The organism is Stenotrophomonas sp. Iso1, from assembly GCF_027497995.1.
GTDB lineage: Bacteria > Pseudomonadota > Gammaproteobacteria > Xanthomonadales > Xanthomonadaceae > Stenotrophomonas.
In genome coordinates this window covers 13012-31436 of record NZ_JAODBT010000002.1, presented here as the reverse complement: position 1 = coordinate 31436, position 18425 = coordinate 13012, and the positions used below count along the sequence as shown (strand labels likewise).

Below are 18425 nucleotides of genomic sequence, written 5' to 3'. Positions count from 1 at the left end.
GTTCATCAGTTGGGGGCCCCGAGGTTGACCGCACCGTCGGCAGAGGAGATGACGTCATCCTTCTCCTGCCCGTCGTCCAGCCAACCCGATGCCGGTGCATTGTTGCGGTCCGTCGTCTCCAGCCTGAGCATGCGGCTCATGTAGCGCACCGCACTCTCGCCCAGATAGTCGGGGCCGCCTACTACGTGGTCCGGGTTGTAGTTCGGGCTGGTCACGCGGAAGCCATCGGCAAAGCGGACCACATAAGCATTGGTATCCAGGAAGGTGCCGTTAGCCGACAAACGGAACGTCTTGTCCAACTGGGTCAACTGCACATCGGCCGAACGCAGCACCGGGCTGGTGTTGTCCATCAGCACCTTCATGCCAGAGGAGGCCAAGGTCATGGTCTTCTCGATGTAACCCTGCGCGATGTCGGCACGTGCCGCGGTCGAAGCCAGTTGCGCATCCACTGCCTTGATCTGGTCAATCAACCAGGCATCACGCGGATCCACTTCAACTACCACCTGATGCGCCACACCATTGCGATAGCCGGTGAGCGTGGTCGTCAACGGGCCCTGCCCCTGGCTGGATTGCGTGATGTGGGCAGTGATGTCAGTGGCCGCCAGATTCAAACGTGTGTCCACCATGCCGGCTGCCAGCGATAGGTGATCGCGTGCCGCCAAATCACCCGATGCCGCACGCAGCACCCCACCAGTCAGCGAGCCACCCTGTGCATCCATGCTGGCAGTAGTGCCGGCCTGGATGCGATCAAAGTGGATGCTGCCGCCAGAGGTGATTGACTGCAGGCCGCCGCTGTCACCGCTCCCCGTCACCACATCGCCAACGGCGGTCAAGCGCGCATCGCGGCCAGCGCGGTAGCTGCCCCACTGCTGGGCACCACCGCTGTTGGCGGTGATATCGGTGCCGGCCATCGCGGTGTTGATGCCGATTGCGGTGGCCGCATTGACCTGCAACGAGCCGCCAGCATCAGCGCTGCGACCTTGTACGTCGCCGCGACGTGAGGTCAATCCGATATCAGCCCCGGCTTGCAGACTGTCGAAGGACAGACTCTCAGTGGACGCCAACTGCAGGCCGCAACCGGCCTTCACCGAACCGATGGCGAGCGTGCCGCCGGCGTCGCCGCTGAAATTGCAGCCTGTCGTTACCTCATCGGCAGTCAAGTCGGTACCTGCCACCCAGGTAGCATCCACACCGATCACGGCCGTGCCCACATCAATAGCCTTGCCGGCCTGCAGGTGCATGGAGCCGCCCACCGTGACGGTCTCGAACGCGGCATTGTCACCGGCCTTCGCAGTCAGATCGCCCTGGCCATTGAAGGTGGTCACAGAGGTATCGCCGCCGCTGGTCAACGTGCTGTTGCCAGTCACGTCCAGCGTGGTGACAGTCAGATCGGCAGCCGCGTTGACTGCCAGCGTCTGACCCACGACCGCCTGGCCCAGCACCACATCCGCTTGGCCGTCGATGGATGCATTACCGGTCACCTTGGCATCGGCGATGGACAACGTGCCCACAGCGTCAGCATCCAGATTCGCGCCACTGGTCAGCTGCTGCACATCCAGGGTGTTGCCCGACGACAGCGTCATCGAAGCGCCGGAGGACAGCGTGCGTGCCGCCAATGCCGCACCCGACGTTGCATCCAGCGAGCCCTGTGTCGACAGCGTGTCGATCGTGGTGCTGCCAATGCTCGACAGCGTGGCGTTGCCGCCGACGGTGCCATTACCCAGTGCCAGATCACCGCCAGCCTTCGCCGACAGATCGCTCTGGCCATTGAAGGTGGTCACCGAGGTATCGCCGCCGCTGGTCAACGTGCTGTTGCCAGTCACGTCCAGCGTGGTGGCGGTCAGATCGGTAGCCGCGTTGACGGCCAGCGCCTGACCCACGACCGCCTGACCCAGCACCACATCCGCTTGACCATCGATGGCCGCATTACCGGTCACCTTGGCATCGGCGATGGACAGCGTGCCCACAGCGTCAGCATCCAGATTCGCGCCACTGGTCAGCTGCTGCACATCCAGGGTGTTGCCCGACGACAGGGTCATCGAAGCGCCGGAGGACAGCGTGCGTGCAGCCAATGCCGCGCCCGACGTTGCATCCAGCGAGCCCTGTGCCGACAGCGTGTCGATCGTCGTGCGGCCAATGCTCGACAGCGTGGCGTTGCCGCCAACGGTGCCGTTACCCAATGCCAGATCACCGTCAGCCTTCGCCGACAGATCGCCGCGACCATTGAAGGTGGTCACCGAGGTATCGCCGCCGCTGGTCAACGTGCTGTTGCCAGTCACGTCCAGCGTCGTGGCGGTCAGATCGGTAGCCGCGTTGACTGCCAGCGTCTGACCCACGACCGCCTGGCCCAGTACCACATCCGCCTGACTGTCGATGGCGGCATTGCCGGTCACCTTGGCGTCGGCGATTGACAACGTGTCCACGGCGTCAGCATCCAGATTCGCGCCACTGGTCAGCTGCTGAACATCCAGGGTGTTGCCCGACGCCAGCGTCATCGAAGCGCCGGAGGACAGCGTGCGTGCAGCCAATGCCGCGCCCGACGTTGCATCCAGCGAGCCCTGTGCCGACAGCGTGTCGATCGTGGTGCTGCCAACGCTCGCCAGCGTGGCGTTGCCGCCAACGGTGCCGGTACCCAAGGCCAGATCACCGCCAGCCTTCGCAGTCAGATCGCCGCGACCATTGAAGGTGGTCACCGAGGTATCGCCGCCACTGGTCAACGTGCTGTTGCCGACCACGTCCAGCGTGGTGGCAGTCAGATCGGTAGCCGCATTGACGGCCAGCGTCTGACCCACGACTGCCTGGCCCAGCACCACATCCCTCTGGCCGTCGATGGCGGCATTGCCGGTCACCTTGGCGTCGGCGATGGACAGCGTGCCCACAGCGTCAGCATCCAGATTCGCGCCACTGGTCAGCTGCTGCACATCCAGGGTGTTGCCCGACGACAGGGTCATCGAAGCGCCGGAGGACAGCGTGCGTGCAGCCAATGCCGCACCCGACGTTGCATCCAGCGAGCCCTGTGCCGACAGCGTGTCGATCGTCGTGCTGCCAATGCTCGACAGCGTGGCGTTGCCGCCAACGGTGCCGGTACCCAATGCCAGATCACCGCCAGCCTTCGCCGACAGATCGCCGCGACCCTTGAAGGTGGTCACCGAGGTATCGCCGCCGCTGGTCAACGTGCTGTTGCCAGTCACGTCCAGCGTGGTGGCGGTCAGATCGGTGCCAGCGTCGACTGCCAGCGCCTGACCCACGACCGCCTGCCCCAGCACCACATCCGCCTGACCGTCGATGGCGGCATTGCCGGTCACCTTGGCGTCGGCGATGGACAACGTGCCCACAGCGTCAGCATCCAGATGCGCGCCACTGGTCAGCTGCTTCACATCCAGGGTGTTGCCCGACGACAGTGTCATCGCGTCGTTCGACTGCAGCCCATTGGCACTGAGCGCGCCACCTGCCGTCAGCTGCATGCCCGCCCCAGCCATCGCATTGTGCAGATCCATCGCACCAGCAGTTTCGGCAGTGATGCCGCCGCCTGCATCGATATCACCGCCCTGCAGCGATACGGCATCCACACGCACGTCGCCCGAGGCCTGCAGCAGGCCGAAGTCGACATCTGCGGCACCCAGCAGATCGATGTTGCCGCCCTGCGCCTGCACCGTGCCGATCTGCGCGGCACTCACGAAGGACAGCATTGCGTCCCCGTTCTGCGTGCTGGCATTGACCTGACCACCGTCGAGCGTGAGCCGCTCACCCGTCTGGCCGATCCCCGTCTGCGCTGCGATGTTCACCTGCACGTCGTTGCCAGACAACAGATTCACCTGGCCATCGCCGTTGCCGACAATCCCGCCTCCGGCGACCAGATCCAGCGTACCTGCGCCTGCGGCTGCACTGACCTGCAGCTGCCCCAGCGTCATGTCACCGGTCGTATCCACACTCAAAGACGTTCCGGCCTGCATCCGGGCACCGTTACCCATGTCCAGGCTGCCGGCCTTGGCCACAATGCTGTCACCAGCAACCCGCCCTCCGGCCCGCAACTGCAGCACGTCGCCGGCATCCAGAATGACCGTAGCAGCCTGCAGGTCACCTAGGTCCACGCCACCGCCCGCGACAAGCGAAGCATCGCCCGTGCGTGAGACCACGCTATCGGCCGACAAATCACCATTGGCAGACAGCGCGACATCACTTTCTGATTCGGCTGAGCCAATCCGCATGATGCCCTTGGCATCGGCGTACAGCGCGCCGCCCGAGCGCAACAAGGTCGCGGTCAGGTCGGATATCGATCCGATCAACATGTCGCGACCGCTGACCAGCGAGCCGATGTTGAGCGCATTTTTCGGGCTGCTGATGCGGACTTCACCGCCGGCCACGCCGTCCAGTTTGCCGCTGTCCAGCTGCAGGTTGAGCGAACCACCATCAACGGCACGGATGTCGTCGCGGGCAGTCAGTTCAACGCCGCCCTTCTCCGAGCGCAGCGTCACGAGACTAGAGGAGGTGGACAGCAGGCTGCCGTCGGCCACATCAATGCGCATGCGGTCGCCGCTGTACAGCGAATCAAATACCAGATCGCCGCCGTGCTGACGGATGCCCATCGCCCCGCCCGCGTTGCCGGACAACGTCCCGCCCAACTTCAGGTTCAACAGCGACGGGTTGGCACTGGCAATGTTCTGCCCGATATCGCCCTTGGTTTCCAACGCCAAGTCGCCGCCAACGCTCAGCATCGCATTGGCTGTCGCCCCGGTGAGGTTGCCTTCAACGGCGATCTGCGCCGAACCACCCACGTCCAATGCGGCAATCGCCAGGTCATTGGTGGCATGCAGATAAGCCGCATCGCCGGCTTTGGCAGTCAAGCTGCCACTGGCGGCCACATACAACGGCGAGGTCTGCTTGATGCGGATGGATGCCACGGGGCCAGCCTGCAGCTCGGCCTCGCTCATCGCCCGCAGTTCGTCGATGGAGATGACCTGCCCGGCATGACCGATCAGCTGTACATCGCCAGGAGCGGTAGCCATGGCCAGCGCCATTGCTTCCTGCGAACTCAGGTTCCCCGCGAAGACGCGTGCATAGTCCACATCCACGCTTTCGGCCAGACGGCCCAAGCTGTCACGGGCAACCAGTTCGACATTGCGGCCAGAGATGGTGGGTTCCGTCACGCTGCCACTGGATGACTTGGCCGGCTCCAACGCGCTGGCACTGATGGCGAAGCGCAGCTGGTCGTCATCCCACTTGGAGCGCGCAGCAAGCTTGCTGTACGTGTCCGAGCCGGTGTCGAGCACGAAGTTGTAGCCCGCATCCCGCGTCTGGAACGCCGTCTGCGTCGCCCAACCTGAGCCATAGAGTTCGGCAAACTGTGCGCCCACCTCTTCGGCCATGCTGGCGATGTAAGCCAAAATCTGGGCATCACTCTGCATCGCCCCTGCCGCCACGGTGGCACGGGCGCGGAAGGCGTCGATAGCAGTGGAGTCGGGGACGAACACGCCCCCCACGAACTCACCGTGGCTCTTCAGATTCCAATACTCGGCGTAGCGGCTTTCCACCTGGCGTTCATAGGTCGCCACGGTATCGGCCACACCACCACCATCAAGCTTGAGGCGGGTGCGGATGTCGGCAATCTGGCTGTCGGTCAGTGCATTGGCATCTTCACGCTGGGAAGCGTCCAGCAAGGAGCCGGCGGCGGCTTCCAGGTACACGTCACCCGTCAGCGCGGTCACCTTGCCCACCCAGAAATCGCCGTCCACATCCTTGAGCGACACATCATTGCGTGCCACCGCCACCACGTTGCCACCGCGCAGGCGGTTGTCCGCACCGAGGGTTTCATGGGCACCAATCACCAACGCCCCATCCTTGCTGATACTGCCGATGCTGCCCGTGGTACTGACCAGGTTGATGTTGCTGCCGACGATGGACACCGCGTCACCGCCGATGCCCTTGATGTCACCCGATGCAATCACGCTGACGTTGCCATAACCGGACTGACTATTGCCGGCGTTGAGGCGCAGCGTCGCGTCGGAATGGATGTCCAGCGCGATATCGCCACCCTTGGTGGTGGCCTTCAGCGTGCCGCCATCGGAAAGTGCTACATCGATCGCTTGTCCAGCCAGCGCACCAATGTTGTTGTTGGCCTTTAGTACCAGCTCCTGCGCATACAGGGTGGCGCGGTCATTGCCCTGAATGATGCTGCCGTTGCGCGACTCCAGGGTGGTGGTGCCGGCCTTGTTGTTGATGGTCCCGTTGAGATACAGGTTGTTGCCGACGCTGACATCCACGCTGCCCTTGTCGCGGGTGACAAAACCAATGGAGATCGGATTGTCGGCCCGGACGCTGGCGTTGAGCGTGAGGTTGCCGTCGGTTGGCATCCGGTAGCGGTACCAGGTTTCCCAGCCGCCGTCGCCGCCTTCGCGGCTCGGGTCCCAATGCAGCCCGTTCGACGGTTCCGGGAAGCCGAAATTGCATCCCTTTTGAACAACACCGCAACCGTATCCGACCGTCGCACTGGAGTACGAGTTGAATGAACCCGAGTAATCCCACGCGAAATCGGCACCACCCGGTGTGTCCTGATAGTAGGTGCCATTACCCGTGTTCCAGCGCTGCGCGCCAGAAGCTTCCAAGCCGCTGCTGTTCAAGAACCTCCAGGTACCAGCCGTGCCACTGTCCCAGTCAACCTTGCGGCCGACCCGAGCGGACATGTTCCAGCGATAACGCATGCCCTCCTTCGGTTTGTAGGTAGTGGTATTGCTGATCTGGCTCGCATCCTCCCAGGTGGTGCAGGCAGCGCCGCAGATTGCATTGTCATAAGCAGCCGCCGCCTTTCCGGCTTGCTGCACGTACCAGACGGTGTAGGGCTGGTTGTTGGCACCTTTCTTCAGCCGATCGATGATCTGCACCACGCCGTCCTGGCCGGTCGCCACGTTCATGCCGCTCAGCTGCACATCGCGGTCCAGGTCCACCCCAACCTCTACCCGGCCGAAGCCGCTGGTGACGTTGATCTTGCCCTTGTTGGTGGTACTGACGATGCTGCCGTCCAGCGTCACCTTGCCGCCACCGGACGCATTGACGTCATCCACGATGAAACGCTTGCTGACCGAGTCGTACTTCACTCCGATCAGGCTGGAAGCTCTACCTACGGTTTCGAGCATGTAGGTCGGGACGTCATAGACGCCCGGCCTGCTTTCAACCATTTGCAACCAACCACGCGTGAACTGGTTATCGACGATCTTCACCGACCAGTCGATGCCGGCACCGGCTTCGATCGTGCCATTGATGTCGATGTACTTGGCGCGGATGTTCACCTCACGCGCGCGGATGGCACTGTTGTCATTGGCGATGGCCGCATTGCTTCCGTAGCTGGCCGTGCCGTTGCGCGTCCCCACATAGGCGACCGTCGGAATCTTTACGCTGCCCTCGTAGTTGTAGGGGAAGGTCGTGTAGTCGGTATAGCCAGGCTGATTGGTGCCACAACGCGAACCCCCTACATGCGGCAGGCAGGCACCATAGACGATGATGGCCGTACCACCGTAACTCGCATCCCCCGGCTGCTTGAACAGATTGTTGTTGAGCTGTTCGGTGTTGGTCGCACCGCCACCATATTGAAGATTGGCAAGCAGTCCGGCCACTTTATCGGCGCTGCTATAGGCGCCACCGAGCAGGCCTTTCAGGTACTCGCTCCACAGGCCTTCGGCCGACGCCACGCTCTTGTTGCGGGTCGGGTCGTTGAACATGAAGGTACCGTTGGGCGCCACGGTGTTGAAGCTGGCGGCATAGACCGGGCCACTGACGATGGAGCCCTTCTTGGTCTCGTAACGCACATCGGCGCCGATGCTGTTGACCACACCCATCTGCAGGATCGAGGTGCCGTTACCCAGGTTGTAATTGCCAAAGATGTTGATGTGCGGATTGCTGCCCGAACTGTCCGAGGTAATGCGGTCGGTGCCATTGCTGATGGTGCCCGACACCAGCACATTGCCGCCGGCGTAGTCAGGGATATAGATATTGCCGAAGGCCAGGTGATAGGTGGAGTTGTTGACGATATCCACCGATGGCGCGCCGTGCGCTTCCACCGAACCGGTACTGCCGATATTGATGTTGGTGCCCTTCAGATAAACGTCGGCACCGGCCGCATAGATATCGTCGATCAGCAGCACGTTGTCGGCATCGTTGACCGTCTGGCCCGGATCGAACCCGGCGTCCAACGCCTTGAGCTGACCGATGCTCAGGCAGGCGTAACCAATGCCCAGATCGGTGCTGCAGCTGAAGTTGTTGCCGATGGTGAGGTTCACATCGTTCGCGGTACCCGCCACCACCTTGCCGTTGACCAGCACATTGCCGACGACCGAGCCCTCGGAGGACGAGTTCGTCACGGTGACCGGGATGAAGCCCAACTGGTAGCCGGTGGCCCGTCCGCTGGCCTGATGGGAGAAGTAGTCTCCCCATGTGCCCATGTAGACGTCGCCCGAGCTGATCAGGGTAGAACCGGCGCCAATCGCAGCGCGCATCTGCGCATTGCTGTTGGCTACCGCTTTGACCACCGGCACCGCCACCAGCCCACGCACATAGCCTTCGGCCGATGCATTGACCAACAGGTTGCTTTCCAGCAACCCGGTGCCGTCCTTGCCGGCCGACAGGTAGGCATTCTGCAGCGATTGAAGGAGGCCATTGCTGCCCACGTCGACGCTCTCGGTGATCTGCGCATCCACTTCGGAACGTGCCGTACCCACCGCCGCCAGGCCCCAGGTATTGACCAGCGCCTGGCTGTTGAGCGAACCGGTGGTCGTGGTCCCCAGATTCAGATAGCCCAGGCTGCTGAGCTTGGCGTTGTTGCCTACGCGCACCGCGTTGTTGAAGTTGCCCTTCATCGAGGTGTCGACCACCGCCACCTGGATGGCACCGCCCGTGGACAGCTGCGCCTTGTCGGTTGCCATCACCTTGGTGCGCGCCACGATATCGATGTTTCCGGCGCGATTGGGATCGCCGCCCACGCCCGAGCGCAGCATCACGTTGTCACCGACGGCAGCAGTGGTCTTGCCGATCAGCTTGGTGTCGATCAACGCCGCGCTGCCGTTGAACACACCGCCGGCAGCCGCCACCACCGCAGCGCCATCGAGCGTACTTTTGAACAGATTGTTGGCCGTGACGGAAAGATCCTTGGCTGCGAACAACCGGGCGCCGTTGCCAACATTGGCGTTGACCGTACTGTCGACGGTATTCCTGACCGCCGAGCCGCTGGCGCCGGCGATTGCCGCATTGGTCGAATCCGCACTGCCGCCGTAGTTGCCTTCATGCGTGGCCGACACGGTGATGCTGTCGGCCAGGATGCCGGACGTGCGCCCTGCATTGGCACCCACCGTGGCATCGACATTCGATTTTCCATTGGTGGTGGCCACGCTGGCAGCACCCGAGATCAGGCCGCCGCCGCCCGCAAAGGTGCTGGCCAGATTGGTGTCATTGCCGTTCGCCAACACCGACAGACTGCCCATCATCTTCGGTGTGGCCGTGCTGCCGGCATTCACTCCGCCAAGGTTGGTGCCGATGGTCGCGGCAGTGCGCGTGTTGGAGGTGGCATTGGCCAGTGCAGCACCCAGGGCAAGGCCACCGACGGTGATGCCGGTCGCTTCAGCGCGCTGACGTGTGGTGCTGTTGGCTACCACGTTGAAGTTGCCGCGATCACCGATGACCACGTCGTTGCCGACCTTGGCGACGGTCTGGCTGTTGTCGCCTGCTGTAGCACTGGCAGCATTGGCTGCAAAGTAAATACCGCCCGCGCCGGCTGTGGCTTTGGCATACACACCGTCGCCATTGGCCAGCGCGCCACCGCGCGTTGCGGTCACGCTGACATCGCCATCGCCGCTCACGTTGACACGGTTGCCCAACGAGGCCTGCAACGCTGTTGTTGCCTGCGCATCTACCACCACCGCTCCCACTGCGGCACCGGCTGACACCGTCACACCCAGGCCGGTAGCCCGGACCGTCGCGTCGGAGCTGGCAGCCACTTTCAGCGAAGAGCCATCGCCCTTTGCATCGCCGGCATCACCACTGCCCTGGGTAATGATCGATGCCAAGTCGCCGACATCGGCGTTCACCGCACTGTTGTCCTTGGCCAGCACCACCACCGCATTGACCGCACCCGCCAGGCCACCCACGGCACCGATGCCATTGGCGGTGACGCCACCGCCATGCAGCGCGTTGAGCCCCACTTTCTCGAAGCCAGCCACCGCGGTGTTGGCTCCCACGGTTGCCGCCACCGTCGCATTGCGCGACACGTGGGCGATGACCGCGCCGGCCGCCAATGCGCCTACCGCCGCACCCGTGGCATCGACGCGCGCACTGTTCTGGTCCGTCGCCGAGACGTTGAGGTTGCCGCCCTGGCCATTGGCGGTGAGGTTGCCCGATACCGATGCCGTGGTGGTCTGGCCCAGATCGTTCCATGCCACCGCCGCGCCCAGGCCCACCAATCCCGCCGCGCCGGCCACTGCGTTCACCGACGAACTGGGCTGGTTGTTGCCGCTGCCGCTGTGCGCCGTGACCGCGATGTTGCCCGCATTGACCGTACCGCCATCAATCGCTGCCGAGGTCTGGCCGAACAGACCGCTATAGGCCACCGCACCGCCTGCACCCAGGCCACCTGCAGCAATCGCACCGGCAGTGTTGCTGGCGTTCAATTTGGTCTGCGCGTTCACATCAACACTGTGCGCATCCACACGCGCGCCCTTGATCGCCGCGATCACCTGGTCCTGCTTGCCGCCCAGCGTCAACAGACTGTTGGATGTGGCGCCGTTGAGCTGTGCAAGGTGGCCACTGTCCAGTTTGCCGGCCAATGCCGCATCGCCGGTCACGCTCGAATCCAGCTTGCTGCTGGATGCCAGGTCATTCAAGGCACCCTTGGTACCGGACACCTCACCCAGCACGTCACCAATATCACCGATACCGGACAACAACACCGATGCCGCGCCACCGATACCGGTACTCATGCCGATGCCCGCTGTGGCCGTGGTCATCTGGATATCACGCACCGATGCCGCATCCACATTCACCGCGCCACCGCTGTGGATGTCACCGCCGCTGATGGTTGCCGCCACCTTGCTGCCCAGCAGCGTGATGTTGGCTGCCGCACCGACACCGGTTCCCAGACCACCGGCAACGACGCCGCTGCTGGCCTTGATTTCAAGTTCTTCCAATGCGGAAACATCCACACCGCCCGATGTCACCGTCGCATCAAAGATGCCCGCTTCAGTGGTGTTGGCGATCTGCTGGTACTGCGCCATGCCGGCAATAGCCGCGCCTCCGCCAAGCGCACCGCTGACCACCGTGTTCACAAAGCGTGTATCCGTGTGTGCGGACACCGCGACCTTTCCGTCGACATCAATCAGCGTCGGCACGCCGGTGCGGCCGATGCTGGCACCCGTACGTGTCTGTGCCAGATTCACCACCAGCGTGCCCGCCACCGCTGCAGCACCCGCTGCACCGGTACCTGCGTTGATGCTGCTGTCCACCGTGTTCTCGGCATTGACGGTCAAGCTGGAACCGCGCGTTTTCCCGCCCACCACCGAGGCATCGGTGTTGCTGGAGAACACATTGACCACACCCGTACCGGCGCCGCCGACCAGACCTGCCGCAACACCTACCACCGTCGTTTGAGCGGACTGGCTGGCCCGCGCATCCACACCGATGTCACCACTGGCGGCAACGTTTGCATTCTCCAGCTTGGCAACCGTCGAGGTCTGCAGCACGGTGCTTGAAGCCGCGCCCGAAGCGCTGCCACCCGCACCGGCGGCGGCACCTGTCAGCACCGAGTTGCTGCTGACGGTGCTGTTCGCCCTGACCTGAACGTTCTGCTCCGCGCTGCCCTGTGCGGAGGCACTGTAGAAATCGAAATCACCCTGACCATCGGTGCCTTGGCCGCTACCGCTGCCGGGCTGCGTCGCGGGCTGTGCAGGCAACCAGTTGCCTACCCAACTGCGCAGATCGTGCTGGTTGATCGATGCCGAGATGATGCTCGCTTCAGTGGCGGTGCCAATAACGTTCACACCTGCCATCACCGCGATGCTCTGGCCGACAATCGGCGCAAAGGTCACCGCCGCACTCATGCCCACCGTGCTCACCGCCTGGCGCGTCGCCGCATCCACGGTCAGCCCATGACCGCCGTTCCAGGCCAACGCACTCACCTTGGTCTGCGCGCCTGCGATCTGCGCGCTGGTCTTGCCGGTCATCAGGTTGACCACCGTGCCCAGGCCGACACCGGCCGCACCGCCGCCAACGGCAACGCTGCCGGTCCAGACATCAATGCCCTGCTGCTGGCTGGCCTTCACCGTAACGTTGCGGTCGGCCACCACATCGGCGCCATCAGCAATGCTTGCCTTGACCTCGCCTTCCATCAGATTGACCGCCACCGAGGCGGCGCCCCCCACCATGCCACCGCCACCCAAGCCAGCGGCGATGGTGCGGATGTTTGCCGCGCCATTGGCGTTGGTAGCCTGCGCGGACACCTCCACATCGCGCGCATGTATCTGATAACCCTTGCTGCCACCGGACAGCGTGGCCCGGGTGCTACCACCAATCTGATTGAAGGCCACCGCCGCCCCGACGCCCACCGTACCGGCCACGGCAGCTGCGCCTGCCAGCGAATCGATGCTGCGCCCATCCTTTGCGACAACGCGGACATCCGCGCTGTTGCTGTCCAGGCGCGTGTCCTTCAACTCGGCCAACGTATCGGTGGTGATGAAATTGGTGGTGACGCTGCCAGCGACCGCTGCCGCTCCCGCACCTGCGCCCGATACGGCAGCGGTGCGGATCAGGCTGTTGGATTCGGCTTCCACATCCAAGCCTTTGGCCCCGTCCAGCACGGAGCCGGCAATGCGCGCCGTGGTGCTGCCCCCAATGCTGTTGACGCTGGACGCTGCACCGACACCGGCGGTACCACCCACGGCCAATGCACCGGCCAGCGAATAGGTTTTGCCGTCGGTATCGGCGCTGACCGTGACATCACCGGTGACGCCCGCGCCCTGCGCGATGACATTGTTGAGGCTGGCTTCGGTAGTGCTGTTGATGAAATTGCTGGCGTTGCTGCCTGCGATCGATGCCGTGCCGGCCAACGCACCGGCAATGGCCAGTGTCTTGGTGGTTGCATCGGCAGCGGCGATGACGTCCAGCTTGCCGGTGACCTCAAGCGCGGTGCCGTCCACGGTGGCACGCGTCGTGTCGCCAATGGTGGCCACATTGATCGCTGCGCCGATAGCCGCCGTGCCGCTGCCTGCTACCGCACCAGCCAGGGTGTAGACCTTCGAACTATTGTTTGCATGCAGGCCCAGGCCGCCCGTTTTCAGCGTGCCACCCCGCAATGCCGCTTCGGCGGTGTTGGCTATGGTGCTCCAACCCACCGAGCCCTGGATCGCCACGTTGTTGGCCGCACCCGCAGCCACCGCGCCGGAAAGAATCTTGGCTTTGTTGGACGCCTTCAGGGCCACATTGCCACTGTCCGCATCCAGGTTGGCGCCTTCGGCCAATGCCAACGTGCCGTTGCCGATATCGTTGATGGTCAGCGCCGCGCCCACTGCAACCTTGGAGCCAAGCGTGGCCGCACCGGCAAACGAACCGATGAAGGATTCATCGCTCGCATCCAGCGTGATGTTGCCCGCATTGAGTGCCGTGCCCGGTGCACCCGGAACATTGCTGCCGACCCGCACTGCCGTGGTGTTGCCGATGGCGTTGTACGAGGCGCTGCCCACGCCGGTGAAGTTGCCGGTGCTGCCGCCAATGCCGGCGCTTACCGCCAGGATGTCGGCCTTGTCGGCGGCGGTCAGCACGATGTTGCCCGCCGACGTCGCGGTCAGCGTGGCATCGTTCACCGATACCGCGTGGGTGTTCTTGATGGTGTTGTAAGCGAACGCGACACCGGCGTTGTTGCCGCCCACCTGCATCATGCCGGCCACGGCAATGATCGAGCTCTTGCCAGCATTACGGCCCGCCGCATCGACGCTGGTGCTGTCCTTGCTGCCATTGTCGGCATTGGCATCCACCTGGATGCCGCCGATGGCATTGCCGCAGTAGTCCACACCTGCACCGGAGTCGCAGCCATCCGTGGTGGCGCGCACATCGCTGATGCTGGCGGTGCCTGCAAATGCCTCCAGGTCGCCGTCGAAGCTGATGCTGGCGCCGTCATTGATGCTGGCAATGGTGGTATTGGCCACCTGGTTGACCAACACCGAGCCGGCGATCGCCACGCCGTTACTCTGCGTGGAGGCACCGCCACTGGCAGCCGCAGCCACGATGCGCGAGGCATCGGCCGCACGCACACGCACGTCGTTCACGCCATGGATGCTGCCGCCGCTGATGCCGGCACGTGTGTCGTCTTTGATCTCGGCATAGGTCACCGCCGCGCCCATGCCTGCCTTGCCGCCGGCATACAGCGCGCCGCCGCCATTGGCGATCTTCGATTCGTTGACTGCCTTGACGTCCACGTCACCGGCTGCGCCGGCCTTGCCTTGAATGCTGGAGCCGCGCAGGGTCGCTGCCGTTTCGTTCTTCGACATCGCCACCGTGGCCGAGATCGCTCCCGCGGCGGCGGTGGTCTGGTCGGAAGAGGCATTGACGCCCACGCTCAGGCCCACGTTGACCTGCTCACTTTCATTGCGCGCGGTCACAGTCACATCACCGGCATCTTGCACGCTGCTGCTCAGCAGCCCGGCGGTGGTGGTGTTCTGGATATCGCCATATGCCACGCCACCGGCCAGCGATGCGCTGCCCTGGCTGTTGTCCGAACCGGCAGCAGCTACCGACAACGCGCCGCTGATGCTGACCAACAACGTTTTGTTGATCGCCGTGATATCCAGCTTCACGCCATTGCCGCTGTTGTCCTTGACCACCGCACCGCTGATGTCGGCCTTGGTGTTCTGGCGTGCGCGGTTGACGGTGGCACTGCCGGACAGCGCGATACCAAACTTCGGCTGCGGCGTCTGCGCGCCCTGCCCCGGTTGTCCGCCGCCCGAGCCCAGCAAGCCCTTGGCCTTGTCGAAATATTGGGTGAGACCCGCGCTACCGTCGCTGTCGGCCTTCTTGCCCATGCTTTCCAGCGCGGTCACTTTGCCCAGCGCGCGCGTCTTGAGTGAATCCAGGAAGCCCGGGTTCTCCGCGTTCTGTTTCTGCGCCAACGCATCCTGTTGCTGCTTGAGCTGCTCCGAGCTGCTCTTGGCAATCGCACCTGCGGCAGCCACTGCGCCGGACAAGCCCTCGCTGTTCGCCTTCACCGACAGATCACCGGTATTGACCTGACCAGTCGCACCGCTCGAACCGGTCTTGAAGTCTGCCGGTATCGCACCGATGAAGGCGTGCGTATCGGTATCCATCTGCTGATAAGCAACGCTGGCGCCCACCGAGATGCTGTCGCTCATCGCCACCGCACCAGCAACCGACCAGACAAACATGTCTTCGTCGGCCGAGATGCCAATCTTGCCGCCGGTCAACGTGGCGCGATTGCTCACGCCTGCGAGCGTGCGGCTGTCCAGATCCAACGCCGAGGCCGTGCCGCTGACACCGATACTGCCGCCCTGCCCGGACTGCAATGCCAACGAGACGATGGTTTCCTTGTTGGCCGCATCAATCGCAATGGAGCCGGCCCCCGCATCGATGCTGACGCCATCGTTGACGATGACCGCTGCGGTGTTGTCGTAATCCATGTAGCCGACGCTGCCACCAAGTGCGGTGCCGCCCTTGCCGACATTGCTGGTCTTGAGATTCTTCAGTGCCAGATCACCGGCCGCATGCAACGCCGTGACATCGGTGGTCGCGCTGATGTCGGTGGCGGCGTCGAACGTACGCGTGCGCGCGTCGCCGGCATGGTCATCACCGTCCAATGCGGCGGTCCACGGCGTACCGGAGGTATCCGTGGTCTTCAACGATGCGCCGCTGGCCACGTCGGTGCGGGCGCTGTTCTTCGCCTTGAAATAGCTCACCGCGCCACCGATGGCCACTTCCTCGGCCGAGCCCTTGGCCGCGGAGTAAGACGTGAACAGATCGGATGGATCGGTGATCAGGTCCTTGGCCGCACTCAGCGAATCCTTGAATGCGTCGAAGCTGCTGAAGTTCGGCACCGCGCCGGTTAGCGCGCTGAAATCGCGCGGCAGGCGCACGTCTGATGCCAGGCCAATATGTGCCGCACTCAGCTGTGCGCCACTGCCCACCAGCGTCTGCGCGTCGTGCTCAAGGTTGGCAATCGTGATCGCGCCGGAAAGCGCAAATGCCGAGCCATCGGCACTCTTGCCCTTGGCCAGCACATTGCTGATGGCATGGTTGCCGATCTGTGCATCAATCACCTGGCTGTCGACCACGATGTCGCCCGCACTGATGATCTGTGCATTGGCACCAATCGATGCTTTCGCCGTGTGCTCGCCATCCACGAAGCTGATCGCGCCGCCCAATCGGAACGGTGCCGGCTTCGGCGGCGTGGTCGGCGTGGTACCGCCACCGCTGCCACCACCGGCGCTATCGCCACTGATCTTGCCCAGCGCTGCACCAATGCCGGCACCGGCGAGCGACTGCGCCATGGTCATCAGGCCATCGCCGCCACTGCTGATGGCCTCGACCTGCTCCTGGCCCGGCAATGGCTCGCTCTTCGGCCCGGCGACAAGCGTGCTGGTCTTGTTGAGCGAGGTAATGCTGGCCGCCTGAACCGTCACGTCGCCGCTGTTGCCACCCGTCGTATGCGTGGTCACATTGCGGTTCAGACGGGCTTCGGCGGCGATGTCCTGCAGGCTGATCGCACCGGCCAGACCGACCGCACCCTGGTTGTCCGCACGCGCAGTGGCCGAAGTCTCAATCGATGACGTATTCACCGCCGAGACGTTGACACTGCCGGCAGTTATCGGCGCGTTGCCAGCCTCGATAACGGCCTTGGTGTCGACGTTGACATTACTGATGGCTGCAGTGAAAGCCGCCGTCGTGTTGTTGACCGCGAAGGATTCGGCAGCGAGTTTCATCGCCGTGTCCGCATCGGCCTTCACCGATACATCGCCGCCTGCTTCGACCCTCGCGCCGGAGCGGATGATGGCCTCGGTGGTGGCGTTGATCTGCCCGTAGGCCGCGCCCAGGCTCAGCAGGTGCTTCTTCGGCACCGGATTGCCGGTGGCGTCCTTGACTGGATCGCCGTTGGCATCGGTGACGAAGTCACCTTTCTCGTAGGCCGTGCCGGCTGCAGAGTTGTCGATGTTCTGACGGGTGCTGGCATGCAGCGCGATGTCGTTGCGCGCTTCCAGCGTCGCGCTGTCCTTTACTTCCACACGCGCGGTGGTGCTGGCATGCAGGAACGAAATCTGTTCGCCCAGCACCTTGTCCACGCCCAGGTTCACCAGCGCGTCGCCAAGGTCCTGCAACGTGGACATATCGGTGAGGCTGCCGGTCAGGTCGGCCTTCACTTCGTCGAACGCCGCCGAGTCCTTGTCATAGCCGGAATCGACCACCGCAGTCGCGGTCAGCTCAATGTCATCGGCACTCAGTTTCGCCACACCACCGACGGTGACCGTGGCTTCGGCGCTGCGCACGCCCAAACCGGTATCGGAAATCGCCGCCGCGCGCAGCTGGATCTTGCCGCCATCGTTGACCAATGCCAGCGGTGCCCCCGCACCGCCGGTATTGACTGCGGTTTCGTCCACCCGCTGCAGGCTGGCGTTTGCATCGCGCCCGGCGGCCGGCGCCACGGCCACCAGAATGGTGCCGGTGACATCGATTGCCCGCGCCTGCACCCGCACGCCATTGCTGGCGTTGATGGTGCCGTCGATAGTGACCACGCCCGTGCGGCTGAGCTGCTCCGGCTTCAATGTGCCGTACATCAGGCCATCCAGGCCTTCGCCCGCAGCAAGAATGTCATCCATCACCGCGCGCGTCGGTGTCGCCACCGACAACGAACCCACATTGAGCACGCCGCTCTTGCCCACCAGCAAGCCATGCGGGTCAACGAAGAACACACGTCCACCCACGGTGCTTTCATCGGCGAGAAAGCCGTTCAAGTTGCCGTTGATGTAGGCCCGTGAGTCGCTCACCAGATTGACCAGGTTGTGCACCTGGGCGCCATCCTTGGTGGGCAGGATCAGATCCACCGTCTGCCCCGCCTCAACGCCGAAATCCTTGAACGAGTTGAAAGCCACCTGGTTGCCCGGTTGGCGGCCCTTGATCGTGGAGGTGGCGACTTTCCAGCGATCCTGCGCGGTCGATGTCACCGTGGTCGCGGTATTGCCGTCGGTGGTGATGGAACTGCCCGCATCACCAGCCCACACCGTCAAAGGCAGCGCGATGCCCAGTACCGAGCCAATCGCAGCGGCCAATCCGGCCGGACGTGGATGCAGCTCCCCGCGCATCGAAGTCTTGGCGGACGGACGGTTCTTGCTGGTGGCGTTGATGCGGTTCATGGCTGGCTCCGGGCAGCATCGCAGGCAGGGCTGCAACGCTCA

The 18425-nt window shown here is 63.8% G+C and carries 1 protein-coding gene; it reads right to left on the bottom strand.

The features are described from left to right. Window positions 1–5: 5 nt before the first annotated feature. Window positions 6–18383: a leukotoxin LktA family filamentous adhesin gene (locus tag PAN08_RS09200; RefSeq protein WP_269791224.1), complete on the bottom strand. Its 18378-nt coding sequence runs from the start codon at window positions 18381–18383 to the stop codon at window positions 6–8. Between the last annotated feature and the right edge of the window lie 42 nt (window positions 18384–18425).

Excerpts from the sequence above, each read along its gene's own strand:
- PAN08_RS09200 (WP_269791224.1), bottom strand. The coding sequence starts at position 18,383 with ATGAACCGCATCAACGCCACCAGCAAGAACCGTCCGTCCGCCAAGACT.